The 16,632-nt window shown below is 57.9% G+C and carries 13 protein-coding genes; 4 read left to right on the top strand and 9 right to left on the bottom strand.

Annotated elements, in window-relative coordinates:
- Nucleotides 1-196: 196 nt before the first annotated feature.
- The 9 genes from RSQ48_RS11620 to RSQ48_RS11580 form a co-directional block, all read right to left on the bottom strand.
- Nucleotides 197-2,959 carry a THUMP domain-containing protein gene (locus tag RSQ48_RS11620; RefSeq protein ID WP_415301816.1) on the bottom strand — a complete coding sequence of 921 codons (2,763 nt, stop codon included), beginning with the start codon at nt 2,957-2,959 and terminating at the stop codon, nt 197-199.
- A gap of 10 nt (nt 2,960-2,969) precedes the next feature.
- A complete protein-coding gene (locus tag RSQ48_RS11615) occupies nt 2,970-3,386 on the bottom strand; it encodes a CopD family protein (RefSeq protein ID WP_003802776.1) in 417 nt (138 codons plus the stop codon).
- 3 nt (nt 3,387-3,389) lie between these two features.
- Complete coding sequence (locus tag RSQ48_RS11610) at nt 3,390-4,685, bottom strand: glutamate-5-semialdehyde dehydrogenase (RefSeq protein WP_415301815.1); 1,296 nt, start codon at nt 4,683-4,685, stop codon at nt 3,390-3,392.
- 68 nt (nt 4,686-4,753) lie between these two features.
- Nucleotides 4,754-5,815, bottom strand: a complete 1,062-nt coding sequence (gene holA / locus RSQ48_RS11605) for a DNA polymerase III subunit delta (RefSeq protein WP_003802778.1) — start codon at nt 5,813-5,815, stop codon at nt 4,754-4,756.
- Nucleotides 5,816-5,817: 2 nt separating this feature from the next.
- A complete protein-coding gene (gene lptE / locus RSQ48_RS11600; RefSeq protein ID WP_003802779.1) occupies nt 5,818-6,450 on the bottom strand; it encodes an LPS assembly lipoprotein LptE in 633 nt (210 codons plus the stop codon).
- A gap of 2 nt (nt 6,451-6,452) precedes the next feature.
- Nucleotides 6,453-9,110, bottom strand: a complete 2,658-nt coding sequence (leuS, locus tag RSQ48_RS11595) for a leucine--tRNA ligase (protein ID WP_059317982.1) — start codon at nt 9,108-9,110, stop codon at nt 6,453-6,455.
- A 210-nt stretch (nt 9,111-9,320) separates the two neighbouring features.
- A complete protein-coding gene (rpmG, locus tag RSQ48_RS11590) occupies nt 9,321-9,488 on the bottom strand; it encodes a 50S ribosomal protein L33 (RefSeq protein WP_003802781.1) in 168 nt (55 codons plus the stop codon).
- Between the two features lie 35 nt (nt 9,489-9,523).
- Complete coding sequence (gene rpmB, locus RSQ48_RS11585) at nt 9,524-9,760, bottom strand: 50S ribosomal protein L28 (RefSeq protein WP_003802782.1); 237 nt, start codon at nt 9,758-9,760, stop codon at nt 9,524-9,526.
- Nucleotides 9,761-9,900: 140 nt separating this feature from the next.
- Nucleotides 9,901-11,049 carry a Bcr/CflA family multidrug efflux MFS transporter gene (locus tag RSQ48_RS11580; RefSeq protein ID WP_415301814.1) on the bottom strand — a complete coding sequence of 383 codons (1,149 nt, stop codon included), beginning with the start codon at nt 11,047-11,049 and terminating at the stop codon, nt 9,901-9,903.
- A gap of 350 nt (nt 11,050-11,399) precedes the next feature.
- Between RSQ48_RS11580 and RSQ48_RS11575 the strand changes: the two genes are divergently transcribed.
- The 4 genes from RSQ48_RS11575 (at nt 11,400) to RSQ48_RS11560 (ending at nt 16,510) form a co-directional block, all read left to right on the top strand.
- Nucleotides 11,400-12,638 carry a class I SAM-dependent methyltransferase gene (locus RSQ48_RS11575; protein ID WP_003802786.1) on the top strand — a complete coding sequence of 413 codons (1,239 nt, stop codon included), beginning with the start codon at nt 11,400-11,402 and terminating at the stop codon, nt 12,636-12,638.
- Nucleotides 12,639-13,185: 547 nt separating this feature from the next.
- A complete protein-coding gene (locus RSQ48_RS11570) occupies nt 13,186-14,229 on the top strand; it encodes an ABC transporter substrate-binding protein (RefSeq protein WP_003802787.1) in 1,044 nt (347 codons plus the stop codon).
- A gap of 164 nt (nt 14,230-14,393) precedes the next feature.
- Nucleotides 14,394-15,251 carry an ABC transporter permease gene (locus RSQ48_RS11565; protein WP_003802789.1) on the top strand — a complete coding sequence of 286 codons (858 nt, stop codon included), beginning with the start codon at nt 14,394-14,396 and terminating at the stop codon, nt 15,249-15,251.
- On the top strand, nt 15,248-16,510 hold the full coding sequence (locus RSQ48_RS11560) for a quaternary amine ABC transporter ATP-binding protein (protein ID WP_415301813.1): 1,263 nt from the start codon (nt 15,248-15,250) through the stop codon (nt 16,508-16,510). The genes RSQ48_RS11565 and RSQ48_RS11560 overlap by 4 nt, the downstream gene beginning before the upstream one ends.
- The last annotated feature ends 122 nt before the right edge of the window (nt 16,511-16,632 follow it).

Raw genomic sequence — 16,632 nt, 5'->3', positions numbered from 1 at the left:
ATCGCCTGCTAACGGAATGCTGCCCGTTCAGGGCTGACCAGCAAGGTGTGCTGGGGTCTGGAACACGGCCTGGTGTCGTGGGAAGCGTTAAAAATGTGAGCGGTAACCACGATATGGGGGGCTTGTCCCCATAAACAAGGGCCAAGCCATTTGCATGGTCCTGGCCCTTGTCGCCTTTTACAAGACTGCTTGACGCTTATTCAGCGCTGGCCGAGTCTTCGCTGGCGTCTGAGGCTGCATCGTTATTGCGATAACTGGCCGGAACCATGTCAAAACAGAACAGGCGGCAGTCCAGCGCACCGTTATACAAGGGGTAACGGCGCTTGGGTTTGAGGCGCATATGACGTGGCAGCTCCAGGTCGCTGCTGATCATGTTTACGCTCCAGTTGGCAAAGTTCTGCTTGAGGTTACTGGCCCAGCTGGGCCAGAAGTCCTCGTCCTGATGTTCCAGACGCTCTCCGTAAGGAGGATTGGTCACAATCCAGCCAGCTTCTGTTTCGGGGCGAATCTTCAGGGCATCGCCCTGTTCGAAGCGAATCGTCTCCAAGGTCAGGTGCGAGCGCTCCAGGTTGGAACGGGCGGCATCCAGAACGGTGGGGTTGATGTCGTAGCCAATCAGCGGGGTATCCAGACGAGGGGCGATCATGGAACGCGCTTCGTCCTTGATGTCACGCCACAGACGCTGATCATGGCAGCGCAGGCGTTCGAAGTGGAATGGACGCCAGATGCCGGGAGGAGCCCCCAGAGCCATCCAGGCGGCTTCGATAAGAATGGTGCCGCTACCGCAGAAGGGGTCGATCAAGGGTTTGCTGGGGTCCCATCCTGACAGGACCAGCAGACCGGCTGCCAGGTTTTCACGCAAGGGGGCGTCGCCCTTGTCATGACGCCAGCCGCGTTTGAACAAGGACTCGCCGCTGGTGTCCAGATAGAAAGTGGCCGTGGTCTCGTCCAGGAACAAATGTACCTTGGCGTCGGGGCGCACCGTGTCGATCGAGGGACGGGCACCTTCCAGGTCTCTGAGTCGGTCGCAAATTCCATCTTTGGCACGAAGATTGCAGTATTGCAGGCTTTGCATCGGACTGCGTACGGCCGAGGTATCGACACGCAGTGTGTGTTCGGGGCCAAACCAGCGCTCCCACGGCGTCACACGGGCCAAGGCCAGAATGTCTTCCTCGTTGGTGACAGGAGCATGCGAGACTTCCAGCAAAATGCGCGTCGCCAGTCGTGAGGACAGGTTAGCGCGCATGACGCCAATCCAGTCTGCATCAAAATGACAGCCGGCACGACCGGCCAGAACGTTTTCATAGCCCAGAGCCTGCAGCTCCAAAGCCAGTGCTTCTTCCAGTCCTTGAGGGCAGGGTGCAAACAACCGGTAGCGCTCGCCTTGCAGGGCCTTGACCTGGACACGCTCGTTTTGTTCGATATTGCTATCGGGCAGGCGTTGGCCGGGTTTAGGGGCCTGGGGGCTGTCTACACGCTGAATAGGGGAGACATACTGGGGGAAAGCGTCAGAATCACTGGCCGGACTAAACAGCCCGCTAGGCATATTGCCAGCCGCAGGGCGCTCTGAGGATTCGGAGTTGTCTTTGAAGGTAGGCCGTTCACGCCGTTCACCGGAGAACTCGCGACGCTCACCGGATTGTGGACGGCTGTCGCGGTCGCGGTTGAATGCGGGGCGTTCACGGCGTTCACCGGAGAACTCACGACGTTCACCCGATTGTGGGCGGCTGTCGCGGTCACGGTTGAATGCGGGGCGTTCGCGACGCTCACCGGAGAACTCACGACGTTCACCCGATTGTGGGCGGCTGTCGCGGTCGCGGTTGAATGCGGGGCGTTCACGGCGCTCACCGGAGAACTCACGACGTTCACCGGATTGTGGGCGGCTGTCGCGGTCGCGGTTAAATGCGGGGCGTTCGCGACGCTCACCGGAGAACTCGCGACGCTCACCCGATTGTGGGCGGCTGTCGCGGTCACGGTTGAATGCGGGGCGTTCACGGCGTTCACCGGAGAACTCACGACGTTCCCCCGATTGTGGGCGGCTGTCGCGGTCACGGTTGAATGCGGGGCGTTCACGGCGCTCACCGGAGAACTCACGACGTTCACCGGATTGTGGGCGGCTGTCGCGGTCGCGGTTAAATGCGGGGCGTTCGCGACGCTCACCGGAGAACTCACGACGTTCCCCCGATTGTGGGCGGCTGTCGCGGTCGCGGTTGAATGCGGGGCGTTCACGGCGCTCACCGGAGAACTCACGACGTTCCCCCGATTGTGGGCGGCTGTCGCGGTCGCGGTTGAATGCGGGGCGTTCACGGCGCTCACCGGAGAACTCACGACGTTCACCGGATTGTGGGCGGCTGTCGCGGTCGCGGTTAAATGCGGGGCGTTCACGGCGCTCACCGGAGAACTCACGACGTTCACCCGATTGTGGGCGGCTGTCGCGGTCACGGTTGAATGCGGGGCGTTCACGGCGCTCGCCGGAGAACTCACGACGTTCACCCGATTGTGGGCGGCTGTCGCGGTCACGGTTGAATGCGGGGCGTTCACGGCGCTCACCGGAGAACTCACGACGTTCACCCGATTGTGGGCGGCTGTCGCGGTCACGGTTAAATGCGGGGCGTTCGCGGCGTTCACCGGAGAACTCACGACGCTCACCGGATTGTGGGCGGCTGTCGCGGTCACGGTTGAATGCGGGGCGTTCACGGCGCTCACCGGAGAACTCACGACGTTCACCCGATTGTGGGCGGCTGTCGCGGTCACGGTTAAATGCGGGGCGTTCACGGCGCTCCTGATCGCGCTTTTCTACGTAGGGACGGGCCTCTCGTTGGGCACCGCCCTGGCGGTCCTGCTGCAGGCTGGCTGCTCGGGCGCGTGCACCCGAACGCACGCGGGGTTCCGCGTTGCTGGCTTTCTTTTTGGCGCCTGGGTTCAGGCTTAGTGTCTTGCGTTCAGATTGGTCTGACATGAATAAGGTATTAGAAGGGTTTTATAACCACCAGGATGAGGACCAGCAGCAGAACGATGACCGGAATTTCATTGAACCAGCGGAAGAATACGTGTGAGCGGTTTTGCTGTCCTTGCTGGAACTGCCGCAGATAGCGTCCGCACACACCGTGAAAGGCAAACAGAACCAGAACCAGGGTCAGCTTGGCGTGCATCCATCCCTGTCCTTTGCCTATGCCGTAATACAAAAACAGCCCCAGGCCCGTCAGCAAGGTCAGGACGGCTAGGGGCGCCATGAAGCGATACAGGCGTCGAGCCATGCCCAGCAGCGTTTCATGGGTTTTGGGGTCGTGCTCCTGGGCCAGGTTGACATAAATGCGGGGCAGGTAGAAGAGCCCGGCAAACCAGGAGGTCACAAACAGGATGTGAAAGGTCTTTAGCCAAAGCATCATTTAACCACGCATCTGGCCGTTGCCGTGCAACACCCATTTATAAGTCGTCAGCCCTTCCAGGCCGACTGGACCACGGGCATGAAGACGGTTGGTGGAAATGCCGATTTCGGCTCCCAGGCCATACTCGAAGCCGTCGGCAAAACAGGTGGGCAGGTTTACCATGACAGAGCTGGAATCGACTTCACGTTGGAAACGTTCGGCCTGGCTCAGGTTTTCCGTCACAATGGATTCGGTGTGTTCGGAGCTGTACTGAGCGATATGGTCCATGGCTTGATCCATGGAGTCCACAATGCGTACGGCCAGTATGGCCGCGGCAAACTCGGTCTCCCAATCCTCTTCGGTAGCGGGAGCGACATTGGCGACCAGCGCACGGGTCTGCTCACAGCCTCGTAGTTCCACGCCTTTTTCCTGTAGTTGGCGGGCCATTTCCGGCAGGAAAGCCGGCGCAATGCTGCGGTGAACCAACAAGGTCTCCATCGTGCCGCAAATACCATAGCGGTAGGTTTTGGCATTAAAGACAATACGATTGGCTTTTTCCAGATCGGCGAACTCGTCCACATAGACGTGGCAGTTGCCATCCAGATGCTTGATCAGCGGCACGGTTGCTTCGGCGCTCAGGCGTTGGATCAGGCTTTTGCCACCACGCGGCACGATGACGTCCACGTAGTCATTCATGGTCACCAGCAGGCCGACGGCATCGCGGTCGGTCGTGGGCACTACTTGCACGGCGTCTTTGGGCAATCCGGCGCGCTCCAGACTGTTGGAAATAATCTGCGCCAAAGCCTGGTTGGAGTGGAATGCTTCGCTGCCACCGCGCAAAATCGTGGCATTGCCCGATTTCAGGCACAGGGCGGCGGCGTCAATGGTCACGTTGGGGCGCGATTCGTAAATGATGCCGATCACGCCCAATGGCACGCGCATCTGGGCGACGCGCATGCCGTTGGGGCGAGTACGCGAGGCGCTGATCTGTCCGACCGGATCGTCCATGTCGGTAATCTGACGCAGGCCTGTGGTCATGATCTCCAGGGCACGGTCGGACAGGGCCAGACGCTCGATCATGGCCGGGGCAATCTGACGTTCACGTGCCGCTTGCAGGTCCAGCTCGTTGGCCGCCTGCAACTGGGCTTTTTGTTCAATCAGGGCGTCAGCCATGTAGCGCAGGGCGTCAGCCTTGGCTTTGCCGGTGGCGGCGCGCATGCGGCGTGCAGCAAGCTGGGCACGCTTGCCCAAATCTTGCATCATGGAGGACAGATCGCCGACCTGGGTGGCGGCAGAGGACTGGGTGATATCGTTCATAGCCGTGTAACTCTCCGGTTCAAGAGAGCATTATCGCAACAATTAAGACATTAAGGGGTATTGGACGCTTAGCGACGGGGCGCTTGTGTCGCGACCGCGATACGCATGGTCAGGCGGCGCATTTCTTCCCACGGGTCTTGCTGACGTCCGTTGGGGTGCAGGCCTTTAATCAAACGGTCTATATCGTGGGCGTGCAGAACCGAGGCGGGCCAGCTGTGGGGCGGGATGCGATCCAGCGCCTGGCGTACCAGTTTTTCACGCGGACCGAAAATGCGGTATTGACGAAACAGGTTGGATAAATCCATCCCTTGCTGACGCGCTTGCGACAGGCGCGCCAGGGTGCGGACCTCTTCACCCACGGCCCACAAGACCAGAGGCAAGGCCTCGCCTTCTGCCTGCAAGCCATCCAGTATGGTGAGCGCCCGTTGGCTATGGCCCGCCAGCATGGCGTCGCGCAGATCAAACACGCTGTATCGTGCCACATTCAGTACCGCGCTCTCCAGTTCTTGCTGGGTGAGCTGTCCAGGTGGGTAAATCAGGGCCAGTTTCTGGATTTCCTGATGCGCAGCCAACAGATTGCCCTCAACCTTGTCAGCCATCCATTCCAGGCTGTTGCGCTCCAGGCTTTGGTCCTGAGCCTGGAGGCGCTGGGCAATCCAGCCCGCCAGGGAGTGGCGACTGATGGGCTGAATTTCAACCCAGTAGGCCGCTTGTTCCAGAGCTTGACACCATTTGCTGTTGCGCGTGGCCTTGTCCAATCTGGGCAGTTGGATCAGAAAGCTGGTGCCGTCCATCTGGCCACCGCTAATCAGTTCGCACAGTTTTTGCAGGGCGTCGCCCCCCGGTTTGCCGGGTTTGCCACTGGGGATGTTGATATCCACCAGCTTTTGATCGCCAAACAAGGAGATGTTCTGGGCCACCGCAAATAGCTGGGACCAGTCTGCGCGTGCATCCAGCGTAAAGCTGCTGCGTTCTGTAAAACCATCCTGACGGGCACGGGCGCGTACCGCGTCGGCTGCTTCAACCAGCAAGAGGGGCTCGTCGCCAGACACCACATAAAGTGGTTGGAAAGCGGCGGATGGCGTAGCCAGTTCGCGCAGCAAGGTGTCGTGGTCGGCCCTGCGTCCCATACTTACAACGGCGCCTGTTCTCGCGCGGGCAGCAGTTCCATCTCTTCCATCGAGCTGGCCTCGGGCTGACTGCGCAGGAAGTGGTAGGCGCTGGCGACATCGGGAGAGCTCAGGCGGCGCACGATTCGGTTGATCAGTGACTGTTCCATGTCACGGAAAATCATCTCGATCTCGCTGTCTTTGGCCTGAACCGCTTCAGCGTCATAAGGCACCTCTCGAATCACGTTCAAGGTGGTGGGAGGCAGGATGGGGCGGCCCTTGGCGTCCAGCAGTTCAAACACGAAGGTCAGCTGCAGTTCGTACTCTTCCACCTGACCTTTGGCGTTGATGGAGATCTCACGTTGATTACGGTTGAGCGAGAGCTGTTGCAAGAGGGCCTCTGCCTCTTGCGGGCGCTCAACAAAGCGGGTCTGCGGCGAGCTGGCCGATAAAGTGCGGCGCAGGTTCGCGCCAAAAGCGCTGTTGTCCGTAATGTTCGTGTATAGCGTGTCAAACGGCAGCGGAGACACGCCTTTCAGATGGAAACCGCAGGCGGTCAACACCAGGCTGAGCAGGACGATCAGGCCCGCCAGTCCCCAGAACCTGGGTGCAGGAGCAGACATGGAGCTGGAAGAAAATAGGCGGGCTGAGTGCATGATTAACCTACGACGTTAACGAGTTTGCCGGGCACGACGATAATGCGTTTGGCAGGGCGGCCTTCCAAATACTTGAGCACGGCGGCGTGTTGGGCAGCGGCTTGTTCAATGGCGGCTTTTTCTGCTCCCTGAGGCACGACCAGTGAGCCGCGCAGCTTGCCGTTGACTTGCAGCATCAGTTCAATTTCGTCGGCAATCAAGGCCTGTTCATCAACGTCGGGCCAGGCTGCATCGAGCAGATCACCCAGCGTATCAGCCCAACCCAGCTCACGCCACAACTGCCAGGTGATGTGGGGGACAACCGGGTACAGAACACGCAACAGGATGGAGGTGGTCTCGGCCAGCGCACGTTGTGCTGCCGGTGTGTCTTCCCACTGCGTCTGTTCCAGCGTGTTGAGCATTTTCATGCACGCCGAAACAACCGTGTTGTATTGAATGCGCTCGTAATCGTAATTGGCTTGCTTGAGCAGCGAGTGAATTTCCAGGCGTGCGCGCTTGGCAGCGGCGTCCAGATCACTCCAATCGGTAGCTTGGGCGTTGCCGGCGCGCAGCGCATCGGCGTGGTTGTAGCAGAAGGCCCACAGGCGACGCAGGAAGCGGTTGGCGCCATCCACACCCGAATCAGACCACTCCAGCGTCTGTTCTGGCGGGCTGGCGAACATGATGAACAGGCGGGCGGTGTCCGCACCCAGCGTGTCGATCAGGGATTGAGGGTCCACGCCGTTGTTCTTGGACTTGGACATGGTGCCAATGCCGTTGTACTGCACGGGCTGACCATCGCTCTTTAAGCGGGCACCGATAATCGCGCCTTTTTCGTCGTAAACGTTTTCGACAGTTTCAGGCCAGAAGTATTCGATACCCCCTTGTGGGGTGCGGCGGGTGTAGCTGTGGTTCAGCACCATGCCCTGGCACAGCAGGCGGGTGAAGGGCTCGTCAATCTTGACCAGGCCCATGTCGCGCATGACTTTGGTCCAGAAGCGGGCGTACAGCAAGTGCAGCACAGCGTGTTCGATACCACCGATGTACTGATCCATGGGCATCCAGTAATCGGTGCGTGGATCGGTCATGGAATCGTTCAGATTGGGTGTGGTGTAGCGCAGGAAGTACCAGGACGAGTCCACAAAGGTGTCCATGGTATCTGTTTCACGGCGTGCGGGTTTGCCACAAGAAGGGCAAGCGCACTTCAGGAAGGCGTCATGCTTGTTCAGCGGGTTGCCGCTGCCATCGGGAATCAGCTCTTCGGGCAAGACCACGGGCAGATCTTTTTCTGGAACAGGAACCGGTCCGCAATCGTCGCAGTGGATGATCGGGATCGGGGTGCCCCAGTAACGCTGACGGGAAATGCCCCAGTCGCGCAGACGATAGGTGGTTTGTTTTTCGCCCAGTTCCTTGGCGTTCAGGTCTGCGGCAATGGCATCCACGGCCGCGACGTGCGTCAGGCCGTCGTACTTGCCGGAATTGATGGTTTGACCTTGCTGCTTGTCGCCGTACCAGTCTTGCCATTGGGTGGCGTCGTATTCCTTGCCTTCTACCCCAATGACCTGATTGATAGGCAATTGGTATTTCAGGGCGAAGGCGAAGTCGCGCTCGTCGTGAGCAGGCACGCCCATCACGGCACCGTCACCGTAGCTCATCAAGACATAGTTACCGACCCAGACAGGAACGTCCGCGCCCGTCAAGGGGTGCTTGACGCTCAGGCCGGTAGGCAGACCTTCTTTTTCGCGGGTAGCCATGTCGGCTTCCGTGGTGCCGCCTTTCTTGCATTCTTCAATAAAGGCCGTCAGCTCGGGATTGTTGCGGGCAGCCAGGGCAGCCAGCGGGTGCTCAGGAGCAACCGCACAGAAGGTAACGCCCATGATGGTGTCCACGCGGGTGGTGAACACGTACAGACGACCGTCCTGAATCAGTTGGCCTTGCTCGTCACGAATGTCGTGAGGGAACGCAAAGCGTACGCCCTGGCTCTTGCCGATCCAGTTCTCCTGCATCAGGCGTACACGCTCGGGCCATCCGGGCAGGCCGGTTTTCACGGTATCCAGCAGCTCTTCGGCGTAATCGGTAATGCGCAGGTAGTAGCCGGGGATTTCACGCTTTTCAACCAGCGCACCGGAGCGCCAGCCACGGCCTTCAATAACCTGTTCGTTGGCCAGAACGGTTTGGTCCACTGGGTCCCAGTTCACCGTCTGGGTCTTGCGGTAGGCAATGCCTTTTTCCAGCATCTTCAGGAACAGCCACTGGTTCCATTTGTAGTATTCAGGATCGCAGGCGCACATTTCGCGCGACCAGTCGATTGCCAGCCCCATCGCCTGCATCTGCTTTTTCATGTAGGCGATATTGTCGTAAGTCCACTTGGCAGGCGGCACTTGTGACTTGATGGCGGCGTTTTCGGCGGGCATGCCAAAAGCATCCCAGCCCATGGGCATGAGAACGTTAAAACCGCGCATGCGTAGCTGGCGCGCCATCATGTCGTTGATGGTGTAGTTGCGCACGTGGCCCATGTGTAGCTTGCCACTGGGGTAGGGCAGCATGGAGCATGCGTAAAACTTGGGTTTGAGCGAGCCATCCGGAGCGGTGGCGTTCTCGACGGCACGATAGGCGTCCCGATCGGTCCAGTTTTGCTGAGCGAGTTGTTCGACCTCGCTGGGGTTGTAACGTTCCTGCATGAGTGGCAATACCGTTTTAGACAGAAGTAAAGGAGTATCCGCCATTATACGGGGCAAATCTCGCTGTGGACGGCTGCAAGGCGGGCAGTGTGCATGAACGTAATGGCAGACAGGAGGTGGGCCTGCCACAGCAGCCCGTGAAGGGCAAAAAAAACCCCTGCAGGGCAGGGGCTTTTTTGAAAACCAATCCGCTGCAGGAGCGGGCGCGAATTAACGCAGCTTGGTTTCTTTGTACTCGACGTGCTTGCGAACGACGGGGTCAAATTTCTTGATCACCATCTTTTCAGGCATGTTGCGCTTGTTTTTGGTGGTGGTGTAGAAGTGACCCGTACCGGCGGACGATTCGAGTTTGATTTTTTCGCGTATACCTTTTGCCATGATGAGCTCCTGGTTAAATGTTTAAGAAGCGCAGCTTAGTACTTTTCGCCGCGGGAGCGCATTTCGGCCAGAACGGAGTCGATACCGTTCTTGTCGATGGTGCGGATAGCGTTAGCGGAAACGCGCAGGCGAACCCAGCGGTTTTCACTTTCAACCCAGAAACGACGGGACTGCAGGTTTGGCAGGAAGCGACGCTTGGTCTTATTGTTGGCGTGCGAAACATTGTTGCCCGACATTGGGCCTTTTCCGGTCACTTGGCATACGCGTGCCATGGTCATACCCCTTGAGATCTAAATCAGCCTCCGCTAAACGAAAAAAGCCGCGGGCGATTGTAAAATTAGGATCGTGTTAACCCCAGTGCTGGGGTACAAAGAAGATTATTCTAATATGGAAAAATCACTTAGATCAAGTTTTACCGTGCTTTCCTTGCTGCATTGCGGCCAAACAGCCACGATAAGACACCACAGCCGGCCAGGACCGCGGTCAGGGGCAAGGCATCGGAAGATGCCCAACTGCTGACTGCAAAACCGGCCAGGGCGCCACACAGCATTTGCAAGGCTCCCATCAGGGCGGAGGCGGTTCCCAGGCGATGGCCCTGTTCGGACAGGGCCAGGGCGGCGGAGTTGGGGTTTACAAAACCCTGACACGCCATAAAGCCCATTAAGATCACCATCAACCAGGTCAGGTCCAGCATGCCTAGCAGGGTCAAAATGGCACCCAGCAGGGTAACGATCACCTGCAGTCCCTGTGCCACGCGCAACAAAGTGGGTGGGCTATACGTATTGAGCAAACGGGCGCTGACTTGAGAGAAAACAATCAGACAGGCGGCATTGGCGCCAAAATAAAAACCGAAATGACGCGGCTCGACAGAAAATAAATCAATAAAGACGCGGGGCGATCCGGCGATATAGGCAAACATGCCCGCAGAACTGAAACCGGCGGCCAGGGAATAAAACATGAAGGGCCGGTCGCGCAGCAAGGCGCTGTAATTATGAGCGATCAATTTAGGTTGCAATGGCAGCACACGCTCGGGAGCGAGCGACTCTTTCATGGTGAAAAAAGTCAGCAGCCAGAGCAAGATGCCACTGCCGGTCATGAAGAAGAAAATGCCTCGCCAGTCACTGAACAGCAGGATCTGGCCGCCGATCAGAGGCGCCAGAATAGGCATCACTCCCATGATAAGCATTAGCATGGACAAGGCGCGGGCGGCTTCCCGGGTTTCAAAGCGATCGCGGATGACCGCGCGTGGGATCGCCATACCGGCCGCGCCCCCAAAGGCCTGGATAATGCGCCAGACAGTAAGCTCATCAATCGTGCTGGCGCGAGCACAGAAAAAAGAGGCCAATGTAAAGAGCAGGACGCCAAACAGCAGCGGCCGCTTGCGCCCGAAGCGGTCTGCCATGGGGCCATAGACCAGTTGCGCCAGGCCCACGCCCAGCAGAAAACCGGCCAGCGTGCGCTCTACCATGCCCGCCGAGGTATTCAGGCCCTGGGCCATCGCCGGGAAGGCGGGCAGGTACATATCAATGGCCAGGGGGCCCAGGGCAGTGAGCAGCCCCATCAAAACGAGCCAGGGAGGAAATGCAGGAGAGTGGTTGCGTGTCATCGGGCCAAGTATTAAGGTGAGGCAGATCCTGGCCGAGAGCCTGAACCCACTACCGTCTGCCGCGCATCAATACAAGCCGATGCAAAGGGCCAAAGGCAGGCAGTTTAGCATGGGGGACGATCAATTTCGGCGTAAGTGCTTTAGGTTTGAAGTACACGGTCCGTGACTTTGGTGCAACGGATTTAGGGTCAAGATGTATTAGGCTACAGGATTGACGGCTTACGGGCGGTGTGTCGACACAGATGACACATCGTCATCTTTGTTTGTTTACATACAAGGAGGCGAAGTTGAGTTCAATTTCATCAATGGTCCAGGCCAAACTCGATCAGCTCAGCATTCCGGTTCGGCTGACCCTGCCTAGCGGGGAACAGGTGGGCGATGCCAATGCGTCAGTGCATCTGAGCATCAAGGACAATGCGACGCTGGCGCAGTTGGCTGCCGGACAATCGGGTCAGTTGGGCGAGGCCTATGTGGAAGGGCGCATGGATTTTGAAGGCTCCATGCGGGATCTGATGCAACTGGCCGCCGATATTTTGCCCGGTTCGCCTGTTGATGCAGCCCAAGCAGGCTGGCTGACTTCGATCATCAAGCACTTGACCTCCGTGTGGCGTCACACTCAGGAAAAGGACGCCAGGCAGATTCAGTTTCATTATGATTTGTCGGACGACTTCTATGCCTTGTGGCTGGACCCTCGCCGGGTCTATTCCTGCGCCTATTATCGTGAACCGGACATGACGCTGGCGCAGGCTCAGGAAGCAAAGCTGGATCTCATTTGCCGCAAGCTGCGTTTGCAGCCCGGCGAGCGCTTTCTGGATGTAGGGGCCGGATGGGGTGGATTGTTGATGTGGGCCGCCGAAAACTACGATGTGGATGTAACAGGCATCACCCTGTCTCGTAACCAGCATGCCTATGTGAACGGGCTGATCGAGCAAAAAGGCCTGTCGGGCCGGGCCCGCATGATGTTGCTCGATTATCGCGAGCTGGATGAACTCAAACCGTATGACAAACTGGCGTCGGTGGGGATGTTCGAGCATGTGGGCCGCGCTCAGCTCAGCGCTTATTTTGACAAGCTGCGGCGTTTGGTAAAGCCAGGGGGGCTGATTCTCAATCATGGCATTACCGCCGGTGGGGTTGACAATAGCCAGCTGGGAGCGGGAATGGGCGACTTCATCGAGAAATATATTTTCCCTGGTGGAGAGCTGACCCATATCAGTCATGTCTTGCGTCACTTGGCCGAGGGGGGCTTGGAGGGGCTGGATATTGAGAATTTGCGCCCTCACTATGCCCGTACCTTATGGGCCTGGAGCGACGCCTTGGAGAAACAGTTGGATAAAGCCAGGGCAACCCTTAATTCCGAGCAGGGGGAAAAGTCCCTGCGTGCCTACCGGGTGTACTTGGCCGGCTGCGCGATGGGGTTTGAGCACGGCTGGATTGCGCTTCATCAGGTTTTGGCTCAGGCACAAAGCGCTGTCAGGGCGCAGGAGCTGGATTACGCGCCGAACTTGATGTACCCCTGGCGCCGGGATTATATGTACCAGCGCTAACTTCTTGTTTTAAATGGCAAATGACAAGGTTTGATGCCTTGTCATTTGTTTTTCTCGTGCACGTAACGACCCTGGCAGCGCTTCGTTCCTGAGATTTTGAATTAATAAGTAACAAAAAAAAATTCATAAAATGGCTAAAACCACGTCAAACAAGGGTTTTGTTGTGTTTTTACCATTGACATATTCGCTGTTTTTTCGGTTTTTATACGGTAAGAATTTGTTTTTGATTGCAAAGGGCCGTAGAATGGCCTCCTTATCAGATTCATCAATTCGATTCAGAACCGCCCGAACAGCGTGTTTTGTTCGCAGCAATCATCGCCCCGCGCGGTGTAACCCTGGCCCAGCCGTGTTGTTTCGGTCAAGGCAGGGAGCGGTAGGAAAAAGGGGCTTGACCCCCTGACCGTTCCGGGTTTTTCGTGAGTGCCTGGCACTCGCTCTTTACGTAGGTATGTATTGGCGATAAGAGCATCGTCTTCCGCACACCCCTTTAGCCTTGGCGCCGACTGATCATGCAGGACGCGTCCACAGTAACTCAAGGAGGAGCATCATGTCTTCATACTTCCCTCACGCCGGTGCCAAGTCGCGCTTGCACCGTTTTCCCCTGATTCAAGCCTCTGTGCTGACCAGCCTTCTGCTGGGGCTGTCCTCTGCCGCGCAGGCGGCAAGTCCGGCAGCCTGCGAGCTGGACCGCGCAGTCCGCTTTGGTGGCATGAATTGGGAATCGAATCTGGTCCTGACTGAAGTTGAGCGTTTTATCGCTGACAAAGGTTATGGCTGCAAGACCGAGGTCGTCTCGGTCGAGACGCTCCCGGCCTTGGCTGCACTGGAGCGAGGCGACCTGGATGTCAACTCGGAAATCTGGCTCAACAGTGTGGCTGACCCCTGGAAACAGGCCGAGGCCAAGGGAAATGTAAAACGTATTGGCGACATCTATATGGGCGGCGAAGCCTGGTTCATCCCACGCTATACCGCTGAGCGCCTGCCCGAACTGAAGTCGGCTGCCGACCTGCCCAAATTCAAGGATGAGTTCAAGGACCCGGAAGAGCCTGGTAAAGGCCGTTTTTATGGCTGCCCGGCAGGCTGGGGATGTGAAGTGGTCAGTGGCAATTTGTTCAATGCCCTGAAGTTGGGGGATACCTACACCTTGTTCTCGCCCGGTACCGGTGCCACCCAGAAGGCTGCGCTGACTTCTGCGTATCAGCGCAAGGAAAACGTGGTGTTCTACTACTGGTACCCCACGCCACTGGTGGGCTCCATGGATCTGGTCAAGCTGGAACTGCCGGCTTACGACGAGAAAAAGCATGGGTGTCTGACCGACCCCAATTGTGCCAATCCAGAGCCTAGTGACTACCCCGAAAACCCGGTATTCACGGCCGTGAATACGGAATTCTCCAAGCAGGCTCCCGAACTGACGGCTTTCCTGGCCAATGTCAGCATGCCCCTGGAGCTGATGAACGAAACCATGGCGCACATGGAAAAAACCGAAGGTGAACCCGAAGATGTGGCGCACTGGTTCTTGAAAGAACACGAGGACACCTGGTCCAAGTGGGTGCCTATGGAAGTGGCTCAGCGCGTAAAAGCCGCTCTTTAGTATTCGTGATGGTGTAGGGCGAGGCCGGCCTTGGTGGCTGCATCCTGTCAGGGTGCAGGAACCGAGCCGTACCTCGCTTTTCTGCCTGGCCCGTCCTGGGTCGGCAGGATCATGGCCGGGCCACAAGCCCGCGCTGCAAGCACGAGTTTTACGGAGTGTTTTTTATGTTTCCTGAGTTGATTGATCCGCGCGCCTTACGTTTGCCCATCGATCAGTTCGTTGGCGATCTGGTGGCCAATTATTCCAGTACCCTGCGGGCCATGACCCAGCCCCTGCTGGATATGCTGGTTTTCATGGAGTCGGTCCTGCGCAGCAGCCCTTGGTGGGCCGTGGTGCTGGTGGTGGTTCTGCTCGGTTGGCTGGCCAGCCGCCGTGTGCTGTTCTCCGTGGCCATGGGGGCCATGTTGTTTGTGATCGGCCTGATTGGCCTGTGGGATGCGGCCATGCAGACCCTGGCGCTCATGATTGTGGCCGTTTTTCTGTCTGTGCTGATAGGCATACCGCTGGGTTTGCTGATGGCCAGCTTCAATTGGCTGCGTCGTATCATGATGCCGGTGCTGGATGTGATGCAAACCATGCCCAGCTTTGTGTATTTGATCCCCGTGGTGATGTTGTTCAATCTGGGCAAGATCGCCGCACTGATTGCCACGATTATTTATGCCATTGCTCCCGTCATTCGCCTGACCGATCTGGGTATACGCCTGGTCGACAGCGAAGTGCTGGAAGCCTCTCGCTCTTTCGGCTCCAATCGTTGGCAGCAGCTCTATGGCGTGCAATTGCCTCTAGCCATGCCCAACATCATGGCCGGCATCAACCAGACAACCATGATGGCCCTGGCCATGGTGGTGATCGCCTCCATGATTGGTGTGCGCGGGCTGGGCTACGAAGTGCTGCAAGGCATTAACCGCCTGCAAGTGGGCCGTGGCCTGATGGCTGGCCTGGGTATTGTGCTGCTGGCCATCTTGTTTGACCGGATTACGCAAGAGTTCGGCCGTCGCTTTCAGACTCGGGAGGCCTCATGAGCAAGATTGAAGTGCGCAATATTTACAAGATCTTCGGCTCTCAACCCGAGCGCTGGCTCGATGAGGCTCGCAAAGGTGTGCGCAAGGACGAACTGCTGGCAAAAAGCGGCCATACCCTGGGCTTGCGTGACATCAGCCTGTCTATTGAGCACGGCAGCATTTACGTCATTATGGGCTTGTCCGGTTCGGGCAAGTCCACCTTGATCCGCCACTTCAACCGGTTGATTGAGCCAACTGCCGGGCAGATTCTGGTGGACGATGTGGATGTGATGAGTCTGGACGGCAAGGCACTGATGCAGTTCCGTCAGCAAAAGATCAGCATGGTCTTTCAGCGCTTTGGCCTGTTTCCGCATCGCACCGTGCTGGAAAATGCGGCCTATGGCCTGCAGGTACAAGGCATGGGGCGCGCGGCTCGCGAAGAAAAAGCCACGTATTGGCTTGAGCAGGTTGGGTTGCAGGGCTTTGAAAAGCAGTATCCGCACCAGTTGTCTGGCGGTATGCAGCAGCGTGTGGGTCTGGCTCGTGCCCTGGCAACCGATGCCGACATCCTTTTGATGGATGAGGCCTTCTCGGCTTTGGACCCCTTGATTCGGCGCGAAATGCAGGATCAGTTGCTGGAGCTGCAGGCTCGTTTGAACAAGACCATTGTGTTCATTACGCATGATCTTGACGAGGCCCTGCGATTGGGGAACCGGATAGCCATTCTGAAAGATGGCGAGCTGATTCAGGAAGGGTCTCCCGAGGACATCCTTCTGTCACCGGCCAGCGATTATGTTCAGGCGTTCCTGCAGGACGTGAACCGCAGCAAAGTGCTCAATGCCGCCCATGCCGTGCGCGATTCCAGCAAGACCCTGACCTTTACCATGCGTACCCGGGCGGTTCATGCGCTTGAGCGTTTGAGCGAGCGCGGCGTGCGTTATGCACCGGTGCTCGATGGCAAACGCTTGGCGGGCGTGCTGATGCGTTCGCGGGCGCAGGAAGCTGTGCAGCAAGGTGCGCGGGATATTTCCGCGTTCGTAGATGAGATGAGTTCGGTACCCGCCACCATGGGACTGGATGAGATTCTCGGTCAATTGTTGCGTAGCAGCGAGCCCTTGGCGGTTACCGGTGAGAACGACGAGTTTCTGGGTTTGCTCTCGCGCAGCAAGGTAGTGGATCTGGTTAGCCCACTCATTGATGCGGTCGAGGCATCACCCAACACCGTCAAAGACGATACTGCGGCAGTTCTGGAGGCCATTGAGGGCAGCCAAGTGCGTTGACGAACGTGTTGTTGTGCCGCAGCAAACAAGAAAAGGGCCTGTTTCCTAACAGGCCCTTTTCTTGCTGGGTTCTTCGTGCTGCAGGCAGTACCGGATGGGTTTGTCGGCCCCCACTGGTAGGG

It is taken from the genome of Alcaligenes sp. SJTW-7 (assembly GCF_047716895.1).
Taxonomy (GTDB): Bacteria; Pseudomonadota; Gammaproteobacteria; order Burkholderiales; family Burkholderiaceae_B; genus Alcaligenes; species Alcaligenes ammonioxydans.
The sequence above is the reverse complement of the archived record's forward strand: the minus strand, read 5'-3'. Positions and strand labels throughout refer to the sequence as shown.

What these genes read in the sequence shown, in the direction of transcription:
- RSQ48_RS11620 (WP_415301816.1), bottom strand. Translation starts at nt 2,959, where the DNA reads ATGTCAGACCAATCTGAACGCAAGACACTAAGCCTGAACCCAGGCGCC.
- RSQ48_RS11615 (WP_003802776.1), bottom strand. Translation starts at nt 3,386, where the DNA reads ATGCTTTGGCTAAAGACCTTTCACATCCTGTTTGTGACCTCCTGGTTT.
- RSQ48_RS11610 (WP_415301815.1), bottom strand. Translation starts at nt 4,685, where the DNA reads ATGAACGATATCACCCAGTCCTCTGCCGCCACCCAGGTCGGCGATCTG.
- holA (WP_003802778.1), bottom strand. Translation starts at nt 5,815, where the DNA reads ATGGGACGCAGGGCCGACCACGACACCTTGCTGCGCGAACTGGCTACG.
- lptE (WP_003802779.1), bottom strand. Translation starts at nt 6,450, where the DNA reads ATGCACTCAGCCCGCCTATTTTCTTCCAGCTCCATGTCTGCTCCTGCA.
- leuS (WP_059317982.1), bottom strand. Translation starts at nt 9,110, where the DNA reads ATGCAGGAACGTTACAACCCCAGCGAGGTCGAACAACTCGCTCAGCAA.
- rpmG (WP_003802781.1), bottom strand. Translation starts at nt 9,488, where the DNA reads ATGGCAAAAGGTATACGCGAAAAAATCAAACTCGAATCGTCCGCCGGT.
- rpmB (WP_003802782.1), bottom strand. Translation starts at nt 9,760, where the DNA reads ATGGCACGCGTATGCCAAGTGACCGGAAAAGGCCCAATGTCGGGCAAC.
- RSQ48_RS11580 (WP_415301814.1), bottom strand. Translation starts at nt 11,049, where the DNA reads ATGGGGCTGCTCACTGCCCTGGGCCCCCTGGCCATTGATATGTACCTG.
- RSQ48_RS11575 (WP_003802786.1), top strand. Translation starts at nt 11,400, where the DNA reads ATGGTCCAGGCCAAACTCGATCAGCTCAGCATTCCGGTTCGGCTGACC.
- RSQ48_RS11570 (WP_003802787.1), top strand. Translation starts at nt 13,186, where the DNA reads ATGTCTTCATACTTCCCTCACGCCGGTGCCAAGTCGCGCTTGCACCGT.
- RSQ48_RS11565 (WP_003802789.1), top strand. Translation starts at nt 14,394, where the DNA reads ATGTTTCCTGAGTTGATTGATCCGCGCGCCTTACGTTTGCCCATCGAT.
- RSQ48_RS11560 (WP_415301813.1), top strand. Translation starts at nt 15,248, where the DNA reads ATGAGCAAGATTGAAGTGCGCAATATTTACAAGATCTTCGGCTCTCAA.